Below are 16,833 nucleotides of genomic sequence, written 5' to 3' on the forward strand. Positions count from 1 at the left end.
ATCCGCTTCTTGTTTCAGATTTTCCCGGGCCCCGCCATGAAGCACCAGCTCCACCCCTGGCTGGCATCCAATCTCTGGCTGCTTGTCGCACTCGCCATCCCGGCGGTTCTTCTGATCGGCGCGCTCTTGTATTTCACAGGCTGGGCGCTGGCGTTCAGCTTCACCGATCTCGAACTGGTGGGGCGCAAGGCGATCAACTGGAGCTGGGTGGGGTTCGACAATTACGAGCGGCTCTTCACCCGGCGCGGATTTCTCGAATCACTCTGGACCACCACCATCTTCTCGTTCTTTTCGGCCATTGTCGGCCAGTCGGTGCTTGGCTTCCTGCTCGCGGCGACGCTGAGGACCCAGCGCTCGGTGCTGCGCGGGGTGATCGAAGCGACGATCATGCTCGGCTGGCTGGTGCCAGACATCGTCGCGGCGTTCCTGTGGTCGGCGACCACGGCGCAAACCGGGCTCATCAACAATCTCATCATCGTGCCCCTGGGGTTCGAGCCGGTCAATTTCATCAACGAATTCGCGCTGCCGGTCGTCATCATCGCCAATATCTGGAAGGGTATGGCGTGGTCGTATCTCTTGTTCTCCGCCGCGCTCGACTCGGTGTCCCGCGAGGTTGTGGAGGCAGCGAAGGTCGACGGCGCGACGGCGTTCCAGCGGGTGTGGCGGGTCATCCTGCCGATCATCCGGCCGCATATCGCGACCAATATGCTCTTCATCACGATCTGGACCTTCACCTATTTCCCGCTCATTTACGCGCTTACGGGCGGCGGTCCGGGGCGGCAGACCGAGGTGCTCGCGATCTTCCTTTATAAGCAGGCCTTTACGGTCGGGAAGCTCGGCTATGGCAGCGCGATTTCAGTGGCGATGCTGGTGATCGTCGGGGTGCTGTCCCTTTTCTATCTGCGTCTTTTGAGGGAGCCCAAATAATGGCCCAGCAAGTGATGGACCAGGACCGGCCCTCGCGATTGACGGCGCTCGCGCTCGCCTTTCTCGCGCTCATCTGGGTCAGCCCGTTCTTCTGGCTTTTGACCAACGCCATCGACCCTGCGGCGACGGGGCAGCTCGCCGTGCCGCAAACGGTCGGGATCGACAATTTCGTCCAGGCGGTGAGCGGGTCGGCGGGCCGCCAGTTCATCAACTCGATGATGATCGCCGCGGGCACGGCGACGCTTACGGTCCTCGTCGCGATCTCGGCGGCCTATCCGCTTTCGCGCATGCGGATCCCAGGGCGCAATGCCTTTTTGTGGGCGCTGGTTCTGTTGCGCATGCTGCCGGCGACCGGCGTCATCGTGCCGATGTATTTCGCCGCGCAGGCTGCCGGGCTTTTGAACATGATGGGCATCATTCTCGCGCTCACCATTTTGAACCTCCCCTTCACGCTCCTCTTGCTCAAGAATTTCTTCGATACGGTGCCCATCGAGCTCGAGGAGGCGGCCTATGTCGAGGGCGCATCGCTCTGGGAAATCCTCATCAAGATCGTCCTGCCGCTCTCGAAAGCGGGGATCGCGGTGGTGTGGTTCTTTTCCTTCACCGGCGCGTGGAACGAATTCCTCCTGCCGCTGATCTTCTCGCGCACCGAGGCGGGGTTCCCCATGTCGATTGGGCTCTATAGCGCGTTCGGCCGGCAGGGCTCGATCGATTACGGGTTCCTGGCGGCTTTTTCCATCATTTACGCAGCGCCGGCGGTCGGCGTCTATTTCCTGTTGCGGCGAAACATGAACACAGGGTTCGCCGGTGTCGGAGTTAAAGGATGACGTATACCAATCCCCTCACCCACAAGCTCGGGCTCTTGACCGACGACCTCAAGGAGGAAGCGAAGCTTTTGCGGCTTTGCGCGGACCTTGAGACCAAGATTCTCTCGCCCGTGCCCGGGGAGATTGCCTGGCACTACAACGAGACGGGGCTTTCGGCGCCCGAGGCGCTCGAGGCGGATTGGTGCGGCTGGCCGGCCTTCACCCAGCGCACGGTCTGGAGCCAGCATCAGGGGCATACATGGTTTGCGGCGGAAATCGAGGTACCGAAGGAGGCTGAGGGCAAGACGTTCCTTTTGCGGTTTTCCTCGCAATGGCAGGAGCGGCCCGGTTCGACCGACCCGCAATGCCTCGCCTATATCGACGGCGCCATCGCGCAGGCGATCGATGGCAACCACACTGAACTCGTCGTCGCGCGCAACGCGGTGCCGGGGGAAAAGCACGTCGTCCACGTCAACGCCTTCACCTTCTTCGACCGCCCGCTGGCGGGGTTCAAGGTCGCGTTCTTCACGCGCAGCGAGCGGGTGGAAAAGCTCTACTATGACCTTATCACCCCGCTCGAAGTCGCTATCCGCCTGCCACAGACCGACGGGCGGCGGCACGCAATCCTCAATTGTGTCGACCGGGCGCTACGCGCGCTCGACCGGCGCGGTGCAAGCGTCTCGGGGCTCGATGAAGCCGAGGCGATCGCTTCGGAAATCTACGGGCTCACCGACACCGAGGTGCAGCCGACGATCACGGCGGTGGGGCATACGCATATCGACGTGGCGTGGCTCTGGCGGGTCACGCACACCCGTGACAAGACCGGGCGCAGCTTTGCGACGGTTTTGAACCTCATGGCCGAATTCCCCGGCTTTATCTTCATGTACAACCAGGCGGTGCTCTTCCACTTTCTCAAATCCGACTATCCGGAGATCTGGGAGGGCGTGAAGCGGGCCGTCGCGCGGGGGCAGTTCGAGATCGAAGGGGCGATGTGGGTCGAGCCGGACGCCAATATCGTTTCGGGCGAATCCATGGTGCGGCAGATCATGCATGGCATGCGGTTCCACCGCGAGGAGTTCGGGGTCACCCCGCGCTGCGTCTGGCTGCCCGACACCTTCGGGTATTCGGCGAACATGCCGCAGATTCTCAGCCGCTCGGGGCTCGAATATTTCATCACCTCGAAACTCAGTTGGAACGATACCGACCGGCACCCCTACGACACTTTCTTCTGGCGCGGCATCGACGGGTCGGAGACCAAGGCGCAGTTGATCACCGCGCAAGCGTTCGAGTCCGAGCAGATTTTCACGACCTATAATTCGGATTTGTCGGTCACCGAGGTCATGGGCGCGTGGAAGCGGTACGAGCCCAAGGCGGTCAATGACGATCTTGTGCTCTGCTATGGCTATGGCGATGGCGGCGGCGGGCCGACCCGCGCGATGATCGAGCGCGGCATGCGCTTGGAGCGCGGTATTCCCGGCGCGCCCAAGGTGAAGCTCGAGGGGCTGGGGAACTTCCTCGACCGGCTGGGGCCGAAAATGGATGCGGAGAAAGACCGTTTCCCGCGCTGGAACGGCGAATTGTACCTGCAATATCACCGGGGCACGCTCACCAACATTGCGGCCAACAAAGCGAACAACCGCCGCGCCGAGCGCGAGATGCGCGAGCTCGAATTTCTCTCGGCGATGGCGAGCGTGCTCGCGGGCGCGGATTATCCACGTGCGACGCTCGACGAGTTTTGGCGCACGGTGCTCATCAACCAGTTCCACGACATCCTGCCGGGCACCTCGATCCCCGAGGTCTATGCGGATTCGGACGCCGAATATGAGGAGCTGTTCGCAACGCTCGCGTCGCAGAACGGCCCGCTCTTGACGGCGGCGCGCGTTGCGACGGGGATCAGCCAGGGCGGCGCGCGGCTCGTGAATTTCACGAGCCAGGACCGGACAGGCGAGCTTGCTGGGTTCGCTGCACCTGCTTTGGCCGGCAAGGCGTTACGGCAGGGCGATGAGGCTCTGGCGTTCCAGGAGATCGCCCGTGCCGATGGGGCGACCGAGCAGGCCGTGCCGGTGACGGTGCCGTCTCTGGGATGGGCCAGCGCAGCGGTTGCCGAAGGCGGCGCGGCGCAGAGCTCAAGCCTGTCGGTGTCGCCGACGCATCTGGAAAACAGCCTCATCCGCGTAAGCTTCGATCAGAAGGGCGAAATCACCTCGGTCTTCGACAAGGCGGGCAACCGAGAGCTGATTGCGCCGGGTGAAACGGCCAATCGGCTGGTGGCTTACGAAGACAAGTCGATGAACTGGGATGCCTGGGATATCGACTGGTATTTCGAGGAGCAGTTCTGGCCACTCGCGGACGGGGTTGCGGACATTACGGTGGTTGAAACCGGACCGTATCGGGCCGCTCTGCGGATCGCGCGGACATATCAATCCTCAAAATTCGTCCAGATCGTCTCGATCACCGAGGGCGCGCGGCAGGTCGAATTCGATACCTTCATCGACTGGCACGAGCAGGCAACGGTGGTCAAAGCGCTGTTCCCGTTCGATCTCAACGTCTCGGAGATCCGTTCGGAGATCCAGTTCGGCCACGTCACGCGCGCCACGCACCGCAATACGTCCTGGGATCAAGCGCGGTTCGAAGCCTCGATGCACCGCTGGGTGGACATGAGCGAGGCCGATTTCGGCGCGGCGCTGCTCAATGACTGTAAATATGGCTATGACGCCCACGAGCAGCTTATCCGCCTGACGCTGGTGCGCGGGTCGACCCATCCGCACCCCGAGGCCGATCAGGGCGAGCACCGGCTGCGTTATGCGCTTTACGTGCATGAGGGCGTATCGGACCTCGAAACGGTCCACCGCGCCGCCGAGCGGTTCAACAATCCCGTCCGGCTCATCGGCGATCTTTCAATTTCCGATGGGCCGGCGGGCGAGCCGTTCAGCCTGGCACGATGCGACGCGGCCAATGTGACCATCGAAACGGTCAAGCTCGCCGAGGCGAGCGACGCGCTGGTGCTCCGGGTTTTCGAAACCGCGAACAAGCGCGCCGAAGCGACGGTGACGTTCGGGGTGCCGGTCAAGTCCGCGAAGCTGGTCAATCTGATGGAACAGGGCGGCGAGGCGGTTCCGGTTACCGACAACGCGATCGCGCTGAAGCTCCGGCCGTTCGAAATCGCAACCGTGATGATCGAAACCTAGGGAGGTCGCCATGTCCAATGTGACGCTCAAGAATGTGCGCAAATCCTATGGCGCGATGGAGGTCATCCACGGGATCGATCTTGATATCCGTTCGGGTGAGTTCGTGGTCTTCGTCGGACCGTCGGGGTGCGGGAAATCGACGCTTCTGCGCATGATCGCCGGGCTCGAAGCCATCTCGGGCGGCGACATAGGGATCGGTGGCAAGATCGTCAACACCGTACCCTCGCCCCAGCGCGGCATCGCGATGGTATTCCAGTCCTACGCGCTTTATCCACATATGACTGTCTACGAGAACATGGCTTTCGGGCTGCGGCTTTCCAAGGCACCGCAGGCGGAGATCGACCGGCGCGTCAACGAGGCGGCGCGCATCCTGCAGATCGAAAGCTATCTTTCGCGCATGCCCAAGGCGCTTTCAGGTGGTCAGCGCCAGCGCGTCGCCATCGGACGGGCCATTGTGCGCGACCCGAAGGTGTTCCTGTTCGATGAGCCTTTGTCGAACCTCGACGCAGCATTGCGCGCGCAAACCCGGGTCGAGATCGCCAAGCTCCATGAAACGCTCGATGCGACGATGATTTACGTTACGCACGATCAGGTCGAGGCGATGACCTTGGCCGATAAGATCGTGGTGCTCAACGCGGGCGTGATCGAACAGGTCGGCTCCCCGCTCGAGCTCTACCGCGCTCCGGCGAACACCTTCGTTGCCGAGTTCATCGGCGGCAACAAGATGAACCTTCTGCCGGTCAAGGGCGACGCGTCGGGCGTGGCTTTGCCCAATGGCAAGATAGTGCCGTTCGTCGGGAGCGATCTATCGCGCGCGGTGACGCTGGGGGTCCGGCCCGAGCATCTTGAGCGTGTTGGCGCGGACAGCGCCCAGCTGTCCGGCGCGGTGGAGGTGATCGAGCAATTGGGCGAATTCGCCATCGTCCATTTCCGCACGCCCCAGGGCGACGAGATGACGATCAAGCTCGGCGGCGCGCCCGACATCGCGCTGCATGAGGATATTCACGTGGCGGTGGATCCTTCGCTGGGACATGTGTTCGATGACGCGGGCCGCGCGCTGCGGGCGCCGGCGGGGTAGAGCGAGGGGAATTCAGCAACAAGCGGAAGCCTTTAGCGCAAACTTATCCCCGCCCCCGAAACCGCGCTTATGATGTTCGTTACGGACCCGCTTGATGGGCGCAGGCGCAACGCACGTTTGGGCGGGACCGGTCCGGGTCCGATGGGAGTCGTCCCAGCGGAGGTCCGAACGTCACCAGAGCCAGTCGCGGCAGCACCGCGGCATACCGGGGAAACCCGGAGGGGATTGGCCCTAGCCTGTTGCGGACGCCAAGCCAAAAATCCCGGGCGTATGCGGCGAGGCTCGCCTCGCATTTATATAATCAGTATGAGGCGCGTCTCGCCGCATACCGTCCACGCTATTTGACACCGGGGCTCGAGGGTCGCCGGATGAACAGGCATGCCTGAAGCGCAAGAAAAAGGCCCACGCGGGGCGGGCCTTTTCCGAATTTTACCGCTTGCCTGTCTGCAGCCAGGCGATGTCTTCGGGGGTCAATTCGATCTCGAGGGCTTCGAGGCTCGAATCGAGTTCCCAGAGGGTGCGCGGGCCGATCAATGGCACCACCGGGAAGGGCTGGTAGAAGCAATAGGCGAGTGCGATGTGGATCGGGTGCTTGCCGAGCTTTTCCGCCATCTCGATGGCCCGGTCGCGGCGGCCGAAATTGTCTTCCGTGTACCAGGTCTCGACCAATTCGGCGTTGTCGGTCTTGTCACGGCCCGCGCGCTCGGTGAAGAACCCGCGACCCTGGCTCGACCAGGCGAAGTTGGGGATCTGCCGATCGGTGAGCCATGTGCGCCATTCGGCATCGGATGAGGCGACGCAGCCCGGCCAGAGCGGCTTTTGCATCTCGGCGAGCGAGAAATTGTTGGAAAGCACGCCTGGCGCGGTCTTGCCGTTCTTTTTGGCGTACGCAATCGCTTCGTCGAAGCGCTCGCGCGTCCAGTTCGAGCCTCCGAAGGGACCACGGATGCGGCCTTTTTTCACCTCGGCGTCCATGGCGTCGACGAATTCGCCCACCGGGATGTCGAGATTGTCGCGGTGCATGAAGTAGACGTCGACATAATCGGTCTTCAACCGGTCGAGCGTCACATCGAGCTGTTTGGCGATGACGTCGGGATAGCAGAGCGGGGAATGCGCGCCCTTGCCGATGATGACGATATCCTCGCGCAGCCCCCGCGAGGTGTGCCAGTCGCCGAGAAGCGTTTCGGTGACGCCGCCGCCATAAATGAAGCCGGTATCAAATGCGTTGCCGCCCTTTTCGTAAAAGGCGTCGAGCAGGATCGAAACGCTCGAAAAGCTGCGGAAATCCTCAAAGCCGATGGCGACCCTGGAGATTTCGCGGGCGAGGCCGGGAATGGTGTGGCGCTTGATGGCGTCGGACCGTTTCTCGAGCGGCTCGCCCTTGAGCGTCATGGTGCGGCGAGCAGGCTTTTCGATCTCGTATTCGAGCCCGATTGCGGCGCGCCATTTGTCCATGACGCGCAGATTGTTAAGGCTGTCGGCGCGGGTCATGCCGGGATAGGCGAATTCCGTGCGGCCCGCCCGGATCGCTTCGCCGGCGGCATCGACCTCGAAGGAATAGAGCCAGCGGTCTTCCTTGACCTCGACGGTCTCGCGGCTGCCATTGGGGCGAACGATCTCGATCAGCCCCGTACCGCCTTCATGGCCCGAGGCGAACCAGAAGTCCTTGACCTCGATGCGGCCCGTGGTGCCGAGGATGCGGAGAATGTTGTCCTGGTTGAGCGAAACCGAGCAGGAGACTTCCGCGACGATCCCGTTTTCGAATTTGAGGACTGCGGACGCCCATTCATCGACGCCGGATTGGCCCAGATGGCCCGAGCCAGAGACTTCGACGGGTTCGGAAACCTCCCTGCCGTCGACCGAGCCGGCGATCAGGCGCGCCATCGAAACCGGGTAGCCGCCGACATCGAGGATGCCGCCGCCGGCGAGGTCGTTGGCGTAAAGCCGGTGTTCGGGGTCGAATTTGGGCATGGCGAAGCCGAAGCTCGACTTGATCATGCGCACTTCGCCAATGGCGCCGGATTTAACGAGGTCGACGATTTTTTGCGTCTGCGGGTGCAGCCGGTACATATAGGCTTCGCCCATGAAGGTCCCCGCCTTGAGCGCGGCATGGAACATGGCGTCGGCTTCGAAAGCGGTGAGCCCGATGGGCTTTTCACACAGAACGTGCTTGCCGGCTTCCGCGGCGCGAATGCCCCATTGGGCGTGGTAGGGGTGCGGCACGGAGATATAGATCGCGTCGATCTCGGGATCGTCGAGGAGCGCCTGATAGCCCTCGACGACACGCACGCCGGGGAACGCTTCGGCGAGCCCGGCGCGACCAGGATTGCGCGTGGCAATCGCAGCCAGTTCGCCGGTTTCCGAATGGAGGACGCCGCCGGCGAAGGCTTTGGCGATAGTGCCGGGTCCGAGGATGCCCCAACGGATCTTCGGTGCTTGGGTCATTTCTATACGTCTTTCCTAAAGCAAGAGGGTTCGGGTGTGTCGATTATCGGACCAGGGCGGCCTGCAAACGGCGGCATTCTGCGCTTCCGGTGCTCACGTACTTAAGTACGCTCCGCTCCGGTTCTCGAAAACCACCGTTTTCGGCGCCCCCTGATCCGATTCTCAACACACCCCTATTTCAGCCGCACCCCGGCGCTATCGAAAAGATAGGCGCGGGCGGACGGAATGGTGACCGTGATCTCCTCACGGCCGAGTTCGGCGCGGGATTCCTCGCGCTCGATGATCAGTTGTTCGGTGGCGGTGTTGGCGTAGATATAGCTCGTCGCGCCAAGGTGTTCGGCAACGTCGATCTTGAGGCTGAGCTTCGAACCTTCGGCATTTTCATCCCCGAAATGCTCGGGGCGCACGCCGAGGGTGATGTCGTCACCGGGTTTGAGTGGGCCGGTCACAGGGACGGTCAGTTGAGCCTTGCCCTGGTTGACCAGTTCGAGGGTCGCGGTGTCCGCGCCGGTTTCAATGACCTTGGCGGCCATGAAGTTCATGCGCGGGGAGCCGACGAAGCCGGCGACGAACTGGTTGGCCGGGTCGTCGTAAAGATCGAGCGGAGCGCCGATCTGCTCGATCCGGCCGTCGCGCAAGACAACGATCTTATCGGCAAGCGTCATCGCCTCGATCTGGTCGTGGGTGACGTAGATCATCGTGGTGCCGAGTTCGGCGTGGAGCCTTGCGATTTCGACGCGCATCTGAACGCGCAACTCGGCATCGAGGTTCGAGAGCGGTTCGTCGAAGAGGAACACCTGCGGCTCGCGCACGATGGCCCGCCCGATGGCGACGCGCTGGCGCTGGCCGCCCGAGAGCTGGCGCGGACGGCGGTCGAGCAGAGATTCGATCTGGAGGATTTCCGCCGCGCGGTCGACGCGGCGTTTGGTATCCGCCTTATCGTTGCCGGTCATGCGCAGCCCGAAGGAGAGGTTCTGCTCGACCGTCATGTGCGGGTAGAGCGCGTAGGACTGGAACACCATGGCGATGCCGCGATCGGCCGGCTCGACGTCGTTGACCGTCGTGCCGCCGATGGCGATCTCACCCTCGGTGATATCCTCGAGCCCGGCGATCATTCTGAGGAGCGTCGACTTTCCGCAGCCCGAGGGCCCCACGAAGACGACGAACTCGCCATCGGTAACGTCCAGATCCGCGCCGTGGATCACTTCGACCGAGCCGAAGCGCTTCTTGACGTCTTTAAGCGTAACGCCTGCCATTGGCACCCTCCCTTATTTGATGGCGCCGGCGGCGATGCCGGCCACGAAATGGCGTTGGAGAAGAACGAAGACGACGAGCATGGGGGCGGTGAGGATCACCGCGCCGGTCATGATGCCGCCCCAGGAGACCCGCGTCACCCCAATGAGCGAACCCAATGCAACCGGCGCGGTCATCATGTCGGGGCGGTTGTTGATGAGCAAGGGCCAGAGATAGTTGTTCCAGCTTGCAAGGAACAGGATGATGCACAGCGCCGCAATCGTCGGGCGCGCCATGGGCAGGGCGACGCGCAGGAAGATCTGCCATTCCTTCACCCCTTCGACCCGCGCGGCGTCGAAGAGCTCGCCCGGCATCATGGAGAAGGATTGGCGCATGAAGAGCACGCCGAGCGCGTTGAAAAGCGGCGGGACGATCAGCGCGAACCACGTATTGGCGAGCCCGAAGGTGCGGGCGACCATGATGAATTGCGGAATCACGACGACGAAATAGGGCAGGGTCAGTGTCCCGAGGATGATGCCGAGCACGACACCCTTGCCCACGAATTGGTAACGCGCGAGCGCCCAGCCGGCCATGGAGGTCAGGAGCACGGAGGTGGCCGTATAAACGAGCGCGACGACAACAGAGACGAAGACCGTTCGCAAAAAGCCGGTATCCTCTTCGAGCAGCACGAAATTGTTCCAGAACTGGTCGGACGGGATGAGGTTGATTGCGGGGGAGAAAATGCCGTTCTCGGGCATGGTGGAAAAGATCACCATCATCCAGATGGGGAAGAGCCAGATGAGCGCAAGTGGCACCAGAACGGCATGAAGCGCGATGGTGCGGTAGAGCGTCGAGGTGGATTTCGATCTCATTTGGGATCCCTCCCGAGCCAGAGATTGAGCACGGAGATGACGACCGCCAGCGCGGCGATGGTGTAGGCGACCGCCGAGGCGTAGCCGAAGTTCAAGACCGTGAAGCCTTGCCGGTAGAGGAAGAGCCCCAGCGTTTCGGTCGCGCCGCCCGGCCCGCCGCGATTGGTGATGAGGAATGGTTCGGCGAAAAGCTGCATGGTGCCGATCACTGACAGGACGACGCAGACGAGGATGATGGGTCTTAAGAGAGGCAGGGTGATGAAGAAGAACTGCTTGGTCTTGGAGACCTTGTCGAGCGTTGCGGCCTCGTAGACGTCCTCGGGGATCGATTGCAGCCCTGAAAGGATGATGATGGCGTTATAGCCGACCCAGCGCCAAGTGACAGCCATGATGATCAGGGCCATCGCGGCGGTGGGGTTGGAAAACCAGGAGACCGGCGGAATACCGAGAGCGCCAATGAGCTTGTTTATGACGCCGAAATCGGTGTTGAACATCAGCCGGAACACTGCGGCGTAAGCCACTTCGCCCACAACGACCGGCGCGAAGAAGGCAAAGCGCATGATGCCCCGGGCGCGCAGGAGGTGCGAATTGAGCAGCACCGCCAGGAGCGTCGCGAGCGCAATCATCACCGGCACCTGAATGAGGAGGATGACGAGTGTATTTTTTAGCGCGTTGGCAAAGGCCGGGTCGATGACCAGCCTGCCCCAGTTGATCGTTGGGTTGAACGTCCAGGGTTGGGCGCGGGTCGAGAGGAAGGAGAGGTAGAACGAATAGATGATCGGCCAGATCCAGAACCCGGCGAAGATCAAGAGATACGGCGCCAGGAATCCGTAAGCCGTCCGCGAACGTACGCGCATCGTTTTGTCCTCCTCCTGCAAAATCCGGCGCGCAGATGCCCCCTCACCCGCGCGCCGAAAAAGCGAGTTTTAGTTCGCGATCGGCAACCCGGTTACCAACGCGATCTGGTTGGCTGCGTCTTCGAGTGCGGCCTGGGCGCTCTCGTACCCACCATTGAGATATTGCGTCTGGACCGACCGCATCACCCCATCGGCGTCGCCGAAGAAGGGCGTACCGCGGCTGGGGACGACGTTTTCGAGCGTGCCGAGGATATCAACCCACACGGCCTGATCGCCCCAGAAGGGCAGAGGTTCGTTGACATAGGGGTCGTCGAGTGCCGAGAGCAGCGAGGGCACGAGGCCGTATTCGCGCAGCATGGTCACCTGACCCTCGTTGGTGCCGAGGGTATAGTTGACATAGGCCCACGCGGCTTCCGGATTGTCCGATGCCGAGGTTATGGCGAGCGAGGAACCGCCCAGGTTCGCGGCGTGCGGACCGTCTTCGGTCATCGAAGGCATGACGTAGACGCCCCAGAGGCCATTCTGATCTTCGGGCGCGGTCGAGCGGATCGTTCCTTCGTACCAGCCGCCATAAAGCTGGGACGCTACGGTGCCGGCATTGTTGGACTGGATCTTTTCGTTCCAGTCGGCCGCTGTGATCAGACCGCCATTGACCATCTCGCCGACCTTTTCGAGTGCGGCGACGCAGCCGGGCTGGGCGACGGTGATGGCCGAGCCGTCCTGCGCGAAGTAGCCGCAGCCCTGCTCGTTGGCGAGCATGCGGAACCATTCGGTGTCGCCGTTCAAATCCGCCTGCGCCATGACGACACCGGGGTTGGCTTCCATCACCGCTTGACCGGCTGCGATGAAGTCGTCCCAGGTCGAGATCGAAGCGGGGTCGACGCCGGCGTTCTCATAGAAATCGCGGCGATAGAACATGACGACCGGGCCGGAATCCCAAGGCATAGCATAGGCGGCGTCGCCGACTTCGAGCTCGGTGCGTTTGAAATCCGGGAAGCCCGAAGCGATCTCGTCGGTGTAGCCGAGGGTTTTGAGATCGACGAAGCAGTCGGGGAACTGAGCCCAGAAGATCTCGGCTTCGTGGTTTTCAATCGAAACGATATCGGGCAGGCCCGAGCCGCCGGCGGCGCAGCCGGCGAGGAGGCGGTCGAAGACCTGCTGGTTGCCCAAATCCTCCACGGTGACGGAGACGTCCGGATATTGGGCGTTGAAGCCTTCAATCACGGATTCGAGCGAGGACGCCGCGATATTCCAGCTCCAGATGGTCAATTCGCCCGATTGGGCGTTCGCACCGGTCGCCGTCATGGCAACGCCAAGCGCCAACCCGGCGCAGATCACTTTCGTGCGCATTCAAAATCCTCCCTTTTTCATTTGCCCGGATGCCGGGCCAAACCTAAACTAGCAGTTCAGGGATCGGCGTCTCGCAGGATGGGAAGGGGGAGTCGTTGGATCGTAAGATAAGTGGCAAGCGGTATTGGAATCCGCGTCTGAGTACGGTTGAGAAAGTGCCCAACCGCCTGATCGTCAGCCACGAACAGCCTGGGATTATGGCAACCGCGCACTGGCACGCGCAGGTCGAAATCAATTACGTCTTTTCGGGCACCGTCGATTATCAGATGCAGGGGCATATGACGCATCTGGCGCCCGGCGATCTGTGCTTGTTCTGGGGCGGACTGCCGCACCGGGTGGTCGATACGAGCGACGATGCGTTCTTCATCGCCATTCATCTTCCGCTTCTGTACTTTTTCCGCCTGCGGCTGCCCGAGGACATCCAGCAGCGGCTGATGACTGGGGCGACGCTTTTAACGCGCCAGCACGATCCGGGTGACGACGCCAATTTCGCGCGCTGGTCGGACTATCTGCGCTCGGAAGATTCTGCACGGGTCGAGCACGCGATTAGCGAGGTGCTCTTGCGTATCGAACGCATCCAGTTCGAGCGCTATTGCCTGCTTGAGGCCGAGGGGGCCACCGATTCTGTCCCGCTGGAAGCGCCCGACAGGCAGAGCTTCCACAATATCGGTCGGATCTGCTCGTTCGTGGCGGCGAATTTCCGGCATGACATCGACTCCAACGCCATCGCATCCTCGGCTGACATCCATCCCAAATACGCCATGAGCGTGTTCAAGAAATCCACCGGCATGACGCTCAACGAATATGTGAGCCTGTTGCGGCTTTCCTATGCCCAGGCGCTTTTGCATTCTGAAGAAATAAGCGTGTTGCAGGTGGCGATGGATAGCGGCTTCGGTTCGCTCTCGGCTTTCAATACGAGCTTCCGGAAGCTCGCAGGCATGAGCCCGAGCGATTTCCGCCGTGCACTGAGGACTCGCCTGCCGCTAGGGGACGATCCGTTGCCCGAGGGGCTGGGCACGGCCCATTGATGTGGGCTGGTTGCAGGTGAAGGCCGGGCGAGAAAAGTGGTGCCGCTTGCGTGACTCGAACACGCGACCCCATCATTACGAATGATGTGCTCTACCAACTGAGCTAAAGCGGCCCAATAGGGCTGCTGGCAGGACGGAAAAGCCAGCCAGCGCGATTGCCCGCGTCTTTTACTGATGCGGGCGGTTTTGCGCAAGGGCCGAGATCGGGCTTGCGTGCACTTTCTTTGCTCCGGCTATGCGGTGGATGCTGAGGGTGAAAGGCTTTGTCGTTCGGCGGGGAGTGCCTCGATGGATTCTTCGGTATCGGCCGATTCGGCGCCCTCTTCAGATGCGCGGGATTCGAGCGCGCGGGCGGTCCGGGTGGTGACGGGGACTTTCCACTCGAATGCGTCGAGCCGTCCGGTGACGGGGGATGCAGGTGCCCATTCGTCGCTCGTGACGCCATCGGCGGTCCAGATGGGGTCGCGGGGGGCGTTGACGGCGCGGGCGAGCCATTCGCGGGCCCTGCCCTGATCGCCCGACTGGCCTTCCTCGATTTCGGCCATCAATAGACAGATCTGCTGGGTCGGTTCAGCGGAGGCGAAGGGGGCGAGCGTGTTGCGGGCGAGCGTCCATTCGTAAGCGTCGATGGCGGCGCGGGCGAGCACTATGGCGGCGGTGCGGTCTTCGCGGGGGGCTTCAACGAGCGCTCGGATGCGCTTCAGGCGCTCGACCGCTGAGGCGCCGGGTTTGACATGGGCATAGAGTGTGGCGATGTGCGGATGGCCCGTCGCCCGCCAGATGCGGCGCAGAAGGCCCGAAGCGCGGCGCGTGTCGCCGCGGTTGATGTAGATGCGGCCTGCAATCAAAGCGGCGGGCGGGAAATCGGGGATCGATTTGAGCGCCGAAAGTGCGTGCTCGAGTGCAGCGTCGGGCTCGGTCTCTTCGAGCGTGCCGGCGAGGGCAGTCTGGAGAACGCCCTGGCGGCGCTTCTTGTCGGCGCGCTGGGCGCGGGTATGGGCAGGAAGCGAGCCGGACATGTCGAGTGCTTCGGCCCATGCGCCTTTGGCAGCGAGGTTCTCGAACACTGCCTGACTGGCCCAATCGAGCGAAGGCGCAAGCACGAGGGCCTTGCGCGCGAAGGTGAGCGCGGCATTGGGGCGGTTCTGCGCGATGGCCTGCTCGTGCAGGCCTGCGAGGGCGGCGACGGCGGTTTTGGGGTTGGAAATCAGCGCCCGGTAGTGCTCGCGGGCGGCGGCGAGGTCCCCCAGCGCCAGTTCGGCACGGGCTTCGAGCAGTTGTGCTGCAGCGTTTTCGGGGAGTTTTGAGCGGGCATCGCGGGCGAGGCTGCGGGCTTTGGTCAATTCGCCGGCCTGAAGTGCGATCAGGCCGTCAGAGAGCGCTTCGACGCCAGCCTCGTGGCGGCGGTGGGCGGCGTGGCGCGCGAGGGTTCGGGGCGCTTCGAGGATACGGCGGACGATGGCCCAGGCGAGAATCGTGAGCACCATGAAGGCAATCACGACGCCGATGGCCGTGCCGAGACCTGGTTCGAGGCGGTAGCTGCCGAAATCGATCAGCACCGTGCCGGGCATGGCAATGAGCCAGGCGATGCCGAGTGCGAGAATGAGGCTCAGGGTGAGGTAGACGACGAGACGGGTCATTGCACGGCCTCTCCGTTGCCGTTGCCGGCGTTGCGCGCGGCGTCGAGCAGGGTCCGTGCTGCGAGTGCGGCATTGACCTTGTCGATAAGCGGGGTGGCTTTGCTCTGCATGGGCTCAGGCAGGGCCGTAAGCGCATTTCGTGTACCCGCCAGATCGCCGTCTTCAAGGGCCGTCTCGGCACGAGCCAAAAGCGCGTCGGCGCCGTTGCCGGAGATTTCACCCGCCGGGCGCAACGCTATCGCCGCTTGCGCCTGGCTCATCAGCGTTTCGAGAAATCCGGCGTCCGGATCGAGCGGCCTTGCGGCAAGAAGTTCTGGCATCAGGGCGCGGAATTCGTGGATCATGGCGTCGGTCGAGGCGATCCCGGTTGCACTGGCGGCACGGAGCGGCGCGGGGATGTCGAGATCGGGCAGGATGGCTTCGAGGTTCGCCAGGGCTGCCGCAAACGGCTCCCCGGCGGCGATCCGGCGCTCAAGGGCCGCGATGGTGCCGGGGATTTGGGCGAAGCGGTCGCGCTCGGCAGTGATTTCGGCGACTTCGGGCTGGTCGGCGAGCGCGGCTTCGAGTTCGGCGATGCGGCTGTCGAGACTTTGGAGATCGCTGGTCGCGGTATCGAGCGTCGGGGCGATCGTGCCCAAATCGTTCTCGACGGCGCCGATACGGTCTTGAAGCGTCGCGATATCGGCGCCGATCTGGGTTGCGTCGCGGCCGGAGGTTCCGGCGCTTACGGCGCTGAGAGCATTGGCGAGTTCGTCCACACGGGCAGTGAGGGCGTCGATGTCGGATTGGGCCGTCGCAGGCGGCGTGTCGCCGAGTGCGGAAATCTCGGTTTCGAGGGTCTGAAGGCGAGTATCGAGATCGCCAAGCTGGGTATTGATTTGGGCACCGCTGCCCGAAATCTCGGAAAATGCGGCTTCGAGATCGGAGATTCTGGATTCGAGCGCTGCCGTGGGGTCGATCTGCGGCTGTGTCGTGGGCCAGAACCCCGTTGCAGCCAGCCCATAAGCGAATGCGAGGCCGAGCGCGGCGCCGCCCAAACCGGTCACAACCAGCGCACCGGTACCGACGGCCGCTGGGCGCGGGGGTTCGGGGGTGGCCGAACCGGTTTTGGGCTTTTGTTCGCCGGCCGCCGCCTGCGCATCATCGATTTTATGCGCGCTGGCGCCGGCTGGCTTGGACGTATCTGATGCTTGGCTGGGGGAGGCCGCCGACGGTTTTCCCTTGTCGGTAGACGGTGTTTCGGCGCGCGTTCTGGTATTGTCCGTATCCTCGGACTGGCGTGCCTTCGCGTCGATGATCGGAGGTTTGACCGGGCCGGTTTTTTTGTCCGCCATTTAGAAAGAGCCTCTTGCAAGCATTACGAACGGGGCCTTGAAGCTTCGGTTCCAACGGTATCGGAATCGAAGCTC

The 16,833-nt window shown here is 62.7% G+C and carries 12 protein-coding genes and 1 tRNA gene; 5 read left to right on the top strand and 8 right to left on the bottom strand.

What is annotated here, in order from left to right; translation table 11 throughout:
• The first annotated feature begins 36 nt into the window (after positions 1-36).
• Genes LG281_RS12445 through LG281_RS12460 form a run of 4 tightly spaced genes read left to right on the top strand, consistent with a single transcriptional unit; the run spans position 37 to position 5,999 of the window.
• Positions 37-927: a carbohydrate ABC transporter permease gene (locus LG281_RS12445; RefSeq protein WP_404401142.1), complete on the top strand. Its 891-nt coding sequence runs from the start codon at positions 37-39 to the stop codon at positions 925-927.
• Complete coding sequence (locus LG281_RS12450; RefSeq protein ID WP_404401144.1) at positions 927-1,754, top strand: carbohydrate ABC transporter permease; 828 nt, start codon at positions 927-929, stop codon at positions 1,752-1,754. Before LG281_RS12445 ends, LG281_RS12450 begins: the two co-directional genes overlap by 1 nt.
• Positions 1,751-4,921 carry an alpha-mannosidase gene (locus LG281_RS12455; protein WP_404401146.1) on the top strand — a complete coding sequence of 1,057 codons (3,171 nt, stop codon included), beginning with the start codon at positions 1,751-1,753 and terminating at the stop codon, positions 4,919-4,921. Before LG281_RS12450 ends, LG281_RS12455 begins: the two co-directional genes overlap by 4 nt.
• Before the next feature lie 10 nt (positions 4,922-4,931).
• Positions 4,932-5,999, top strand: coding sequence for an ABC transporter ATP-binding protein (locus LG281_RS12460; RefSeq protein ID WP_404401148.1), 1,068 nt, complete (start codon positions 4,932-4,934; stop codon positions 5,997-5,999).
• Positions 6,000-6,428: 429 nt separating this feature from the next.
• Here LG281_RS12460 and LG281_RS12465 read toward each other — a convergent pair whose 3' ends face one another.
• The 5 genes from LG281_RS12465 to LG281_RS12485 all read right to left on the bottom strand — a co-directional run bounded on the left by LG281_RS12465 (position 6,429) and on the right by LG281_RS12485 (position 12,756).
• Positions 6,429-8,444, bottom strand: coding sequence for an aldo/keto reductase (locus tag LG281_RS12465; protein ID WP_404401150.1), 2,016 nt, complete (start codon positions 8,442-8,444; stop codon positions 6,429-6,431).
• 173 nt (positions 8,445-8,617) lie between these two features.
• On the bottom strand, positions 8,618-9,700 hold the full coding sequence (locus tag LG281_RS12470) for an ABC transporter ATP-binding protein (protein WP_404401152.1): 1,083 nt from the start codon (positions 9,698-9,700) through the stop codon (positions 8,618-8,620).
• A gap of 12 nt (positions 9,701-9,712) precedes the next feature.
• Entirely contained in the window at positions 9,713-10,549 is an 837-nt protein-coding gene (locus tag LG281_RS12475; protein ID WP_404401153.1) for a carbohydrate ABC transporter permease, read from the bottom strand.
• Entirely contained in the window at positions 10,546-11,406 is an 861-nt protein-coding gene (locus LG281_RS12480; RefSeq protein WP_404401155.1) for a carbohydrate ABC transporter permease, read from the bottom strand. The genes LG281_RS12475 and LG281_RS12480 overlap by 4 nt, the downstream gene beginning before the upstream one ends.
• A 69-nt stretch (positions 11,407-11,475) precedes the next feature.
• Positions 11,476-12,756, bottom strand: coding sequence for an extracellular solute-binding protein (locus LG281_RS12485; protein WP_404401157.1), 1,281 nt, complete (start codon positions 12,754-12,756; stop codon positions 11,476-11,478).
• A gap of 95 nt (positions 12,757-12,851) precedes the next feature.
• On the opposite strand from LG281_RS12485, the gene LG281_RS12490 reads away from it, so the two are divergent.
• Positions 12,852-13,784 (top strand): helix-turn-helix domain-containing protein, encoded by a 933-nt coding sequence (locus LG281_RS12490; RefSeq protein WP_404401159.1) that lies wholly within the window; start codon positions 12,852-12,854, stop codon positions 13,782-13,784.
• A 37-nt stretch (positions 13,785-13,821) separates the two neighbouring features.
• On the opposite strand, the gene LG281_RS12495 is transcribed toward LG281_RS12490, so the two are convergent.
• The 3 genes from LG281_RS12495 to LG281_RS12505 form a co-directional block, all read right to left on the bottom strand.
• Positions 13,822-13,897, bottom strand: a tRNA-Thr gene (locus LG281_RS12495).
• A gap of 120 nt (positions 13,898-14,017) precedes the next feature.
• Complete coding sequence (locus LG281_RS12500; RefSeq protein WP_404401161.1) at positions 14,018-15,424, bottom strand: heme biosynthesis protein HemY; 1,407 nt, start codon at positions 15,422-15,424, stop codon at positions 14,018-14,020.
• Entirely contained in the window at positions 15,421-16,758 is a 1,338-nt protein-coding gene (locus LG281_RS12505) for a mitofilin family membrane protein (protein ID WP_404401163.1), read from the bottom strand. The genes LG281_RS12500 and LG281_RS12505 overlap by 4 nt, the downstream gene beginning before the upstream one ends.
• Positions 16,759-16,833: the final 75 nt, after the last annotated feature.

Origin of the sequence: Pelagibacterium halotolerans, from assembly GCF_044811015.1 — a bacterium.
GTDB classification, from domain to species: Bacteria; Pseudomonadota; Alphaproteobacteria; order Rhizobiales; family Devosiaceae; genus Pelagibacterium; species Pelagibacterium halotolerans_A.

Excerpts from the sequence above, each read along its gene's own strand:
- LG281_RS12445 (WP_404401142.1), top strand. The coding sequence starts at position 37 with ATGAAGCACCAGCTCCACCCCTGGCTGGCATCCAATCTCTGGCTGCTT.
- LG281_RS12450 (WP_404401144.1), top strand. The coding sequence starts at position 927 with ATGGCCCAGCAAGTGATGGACCAGGACCGGCCCTCGCGATTGACGGCG.
- LG281_RS12455 (WP_404401146.1), top strand. The coding sequence starts at position 1,751 with ATGACGTATACCAATCCCCTCACCCACAAGCTCGGGCTCTTGACCGAC.
- LG281_RS12460 (WP_404401148.1), top strand. The coding sequence starts at position 4,932 with ATGTCCAATGTGACGCTCAAGAATGTGCGCAAATCCTATGGCGCGATG.
- LG281_RS12465 (WP_404401150.1), bottom strand. The coding sequence starts at position 8,444 with ATGACCCAAGCACCGAAGATCCGTTGGGGCATCCTCGGACCCGGCACT.
- LG281_RS12470 (WP_404401152.1), bottom strand. The coding sequence starts at position 9,700 with ATGGCAGGCGTTACGCTTAAAGACGTCAAGAAGCGCTTCGGCTCGGTC.
- LG281_RS12475 (WP_404401153.1), bottom strand. The coding sequence starts at position 10,549 with ATGAGATCGAAATCCACCTCGACGCTCTACCGCACCATCGCGCTTCAT.
- LG281_RS12480 (WP_404401155.1), bottom strand. The coding sequence starts at position 11,406 with ATGCGCGTACGTTCGCGGACGGCTTACGGATTCCTGGCGCCGTATCTC.
- LG281_RS12485 (WP_404401157.1), bottom strand. The coding sequence starts at position 12,756 with ATGCGCACGAAAGTGATCTGCGCCGGGTTGGCGCTTGGCGTTGCCATG.
- LG281_RS12500 (WP_404401161.1), bottom strand. The coding sequence starts at position 15,424 with ATGACCCGTCTCGTCGTCTACCTCACCCTGAGCCTCATTCTCGCACTC.
- LG281_RS12505 (WP_404401163.1), bottom strand. The coding sequence starts at position 16,758 with ATGGCGGACAAAAAAACCGGCCCGGTCAAACCTCCGATCATCGACGCG.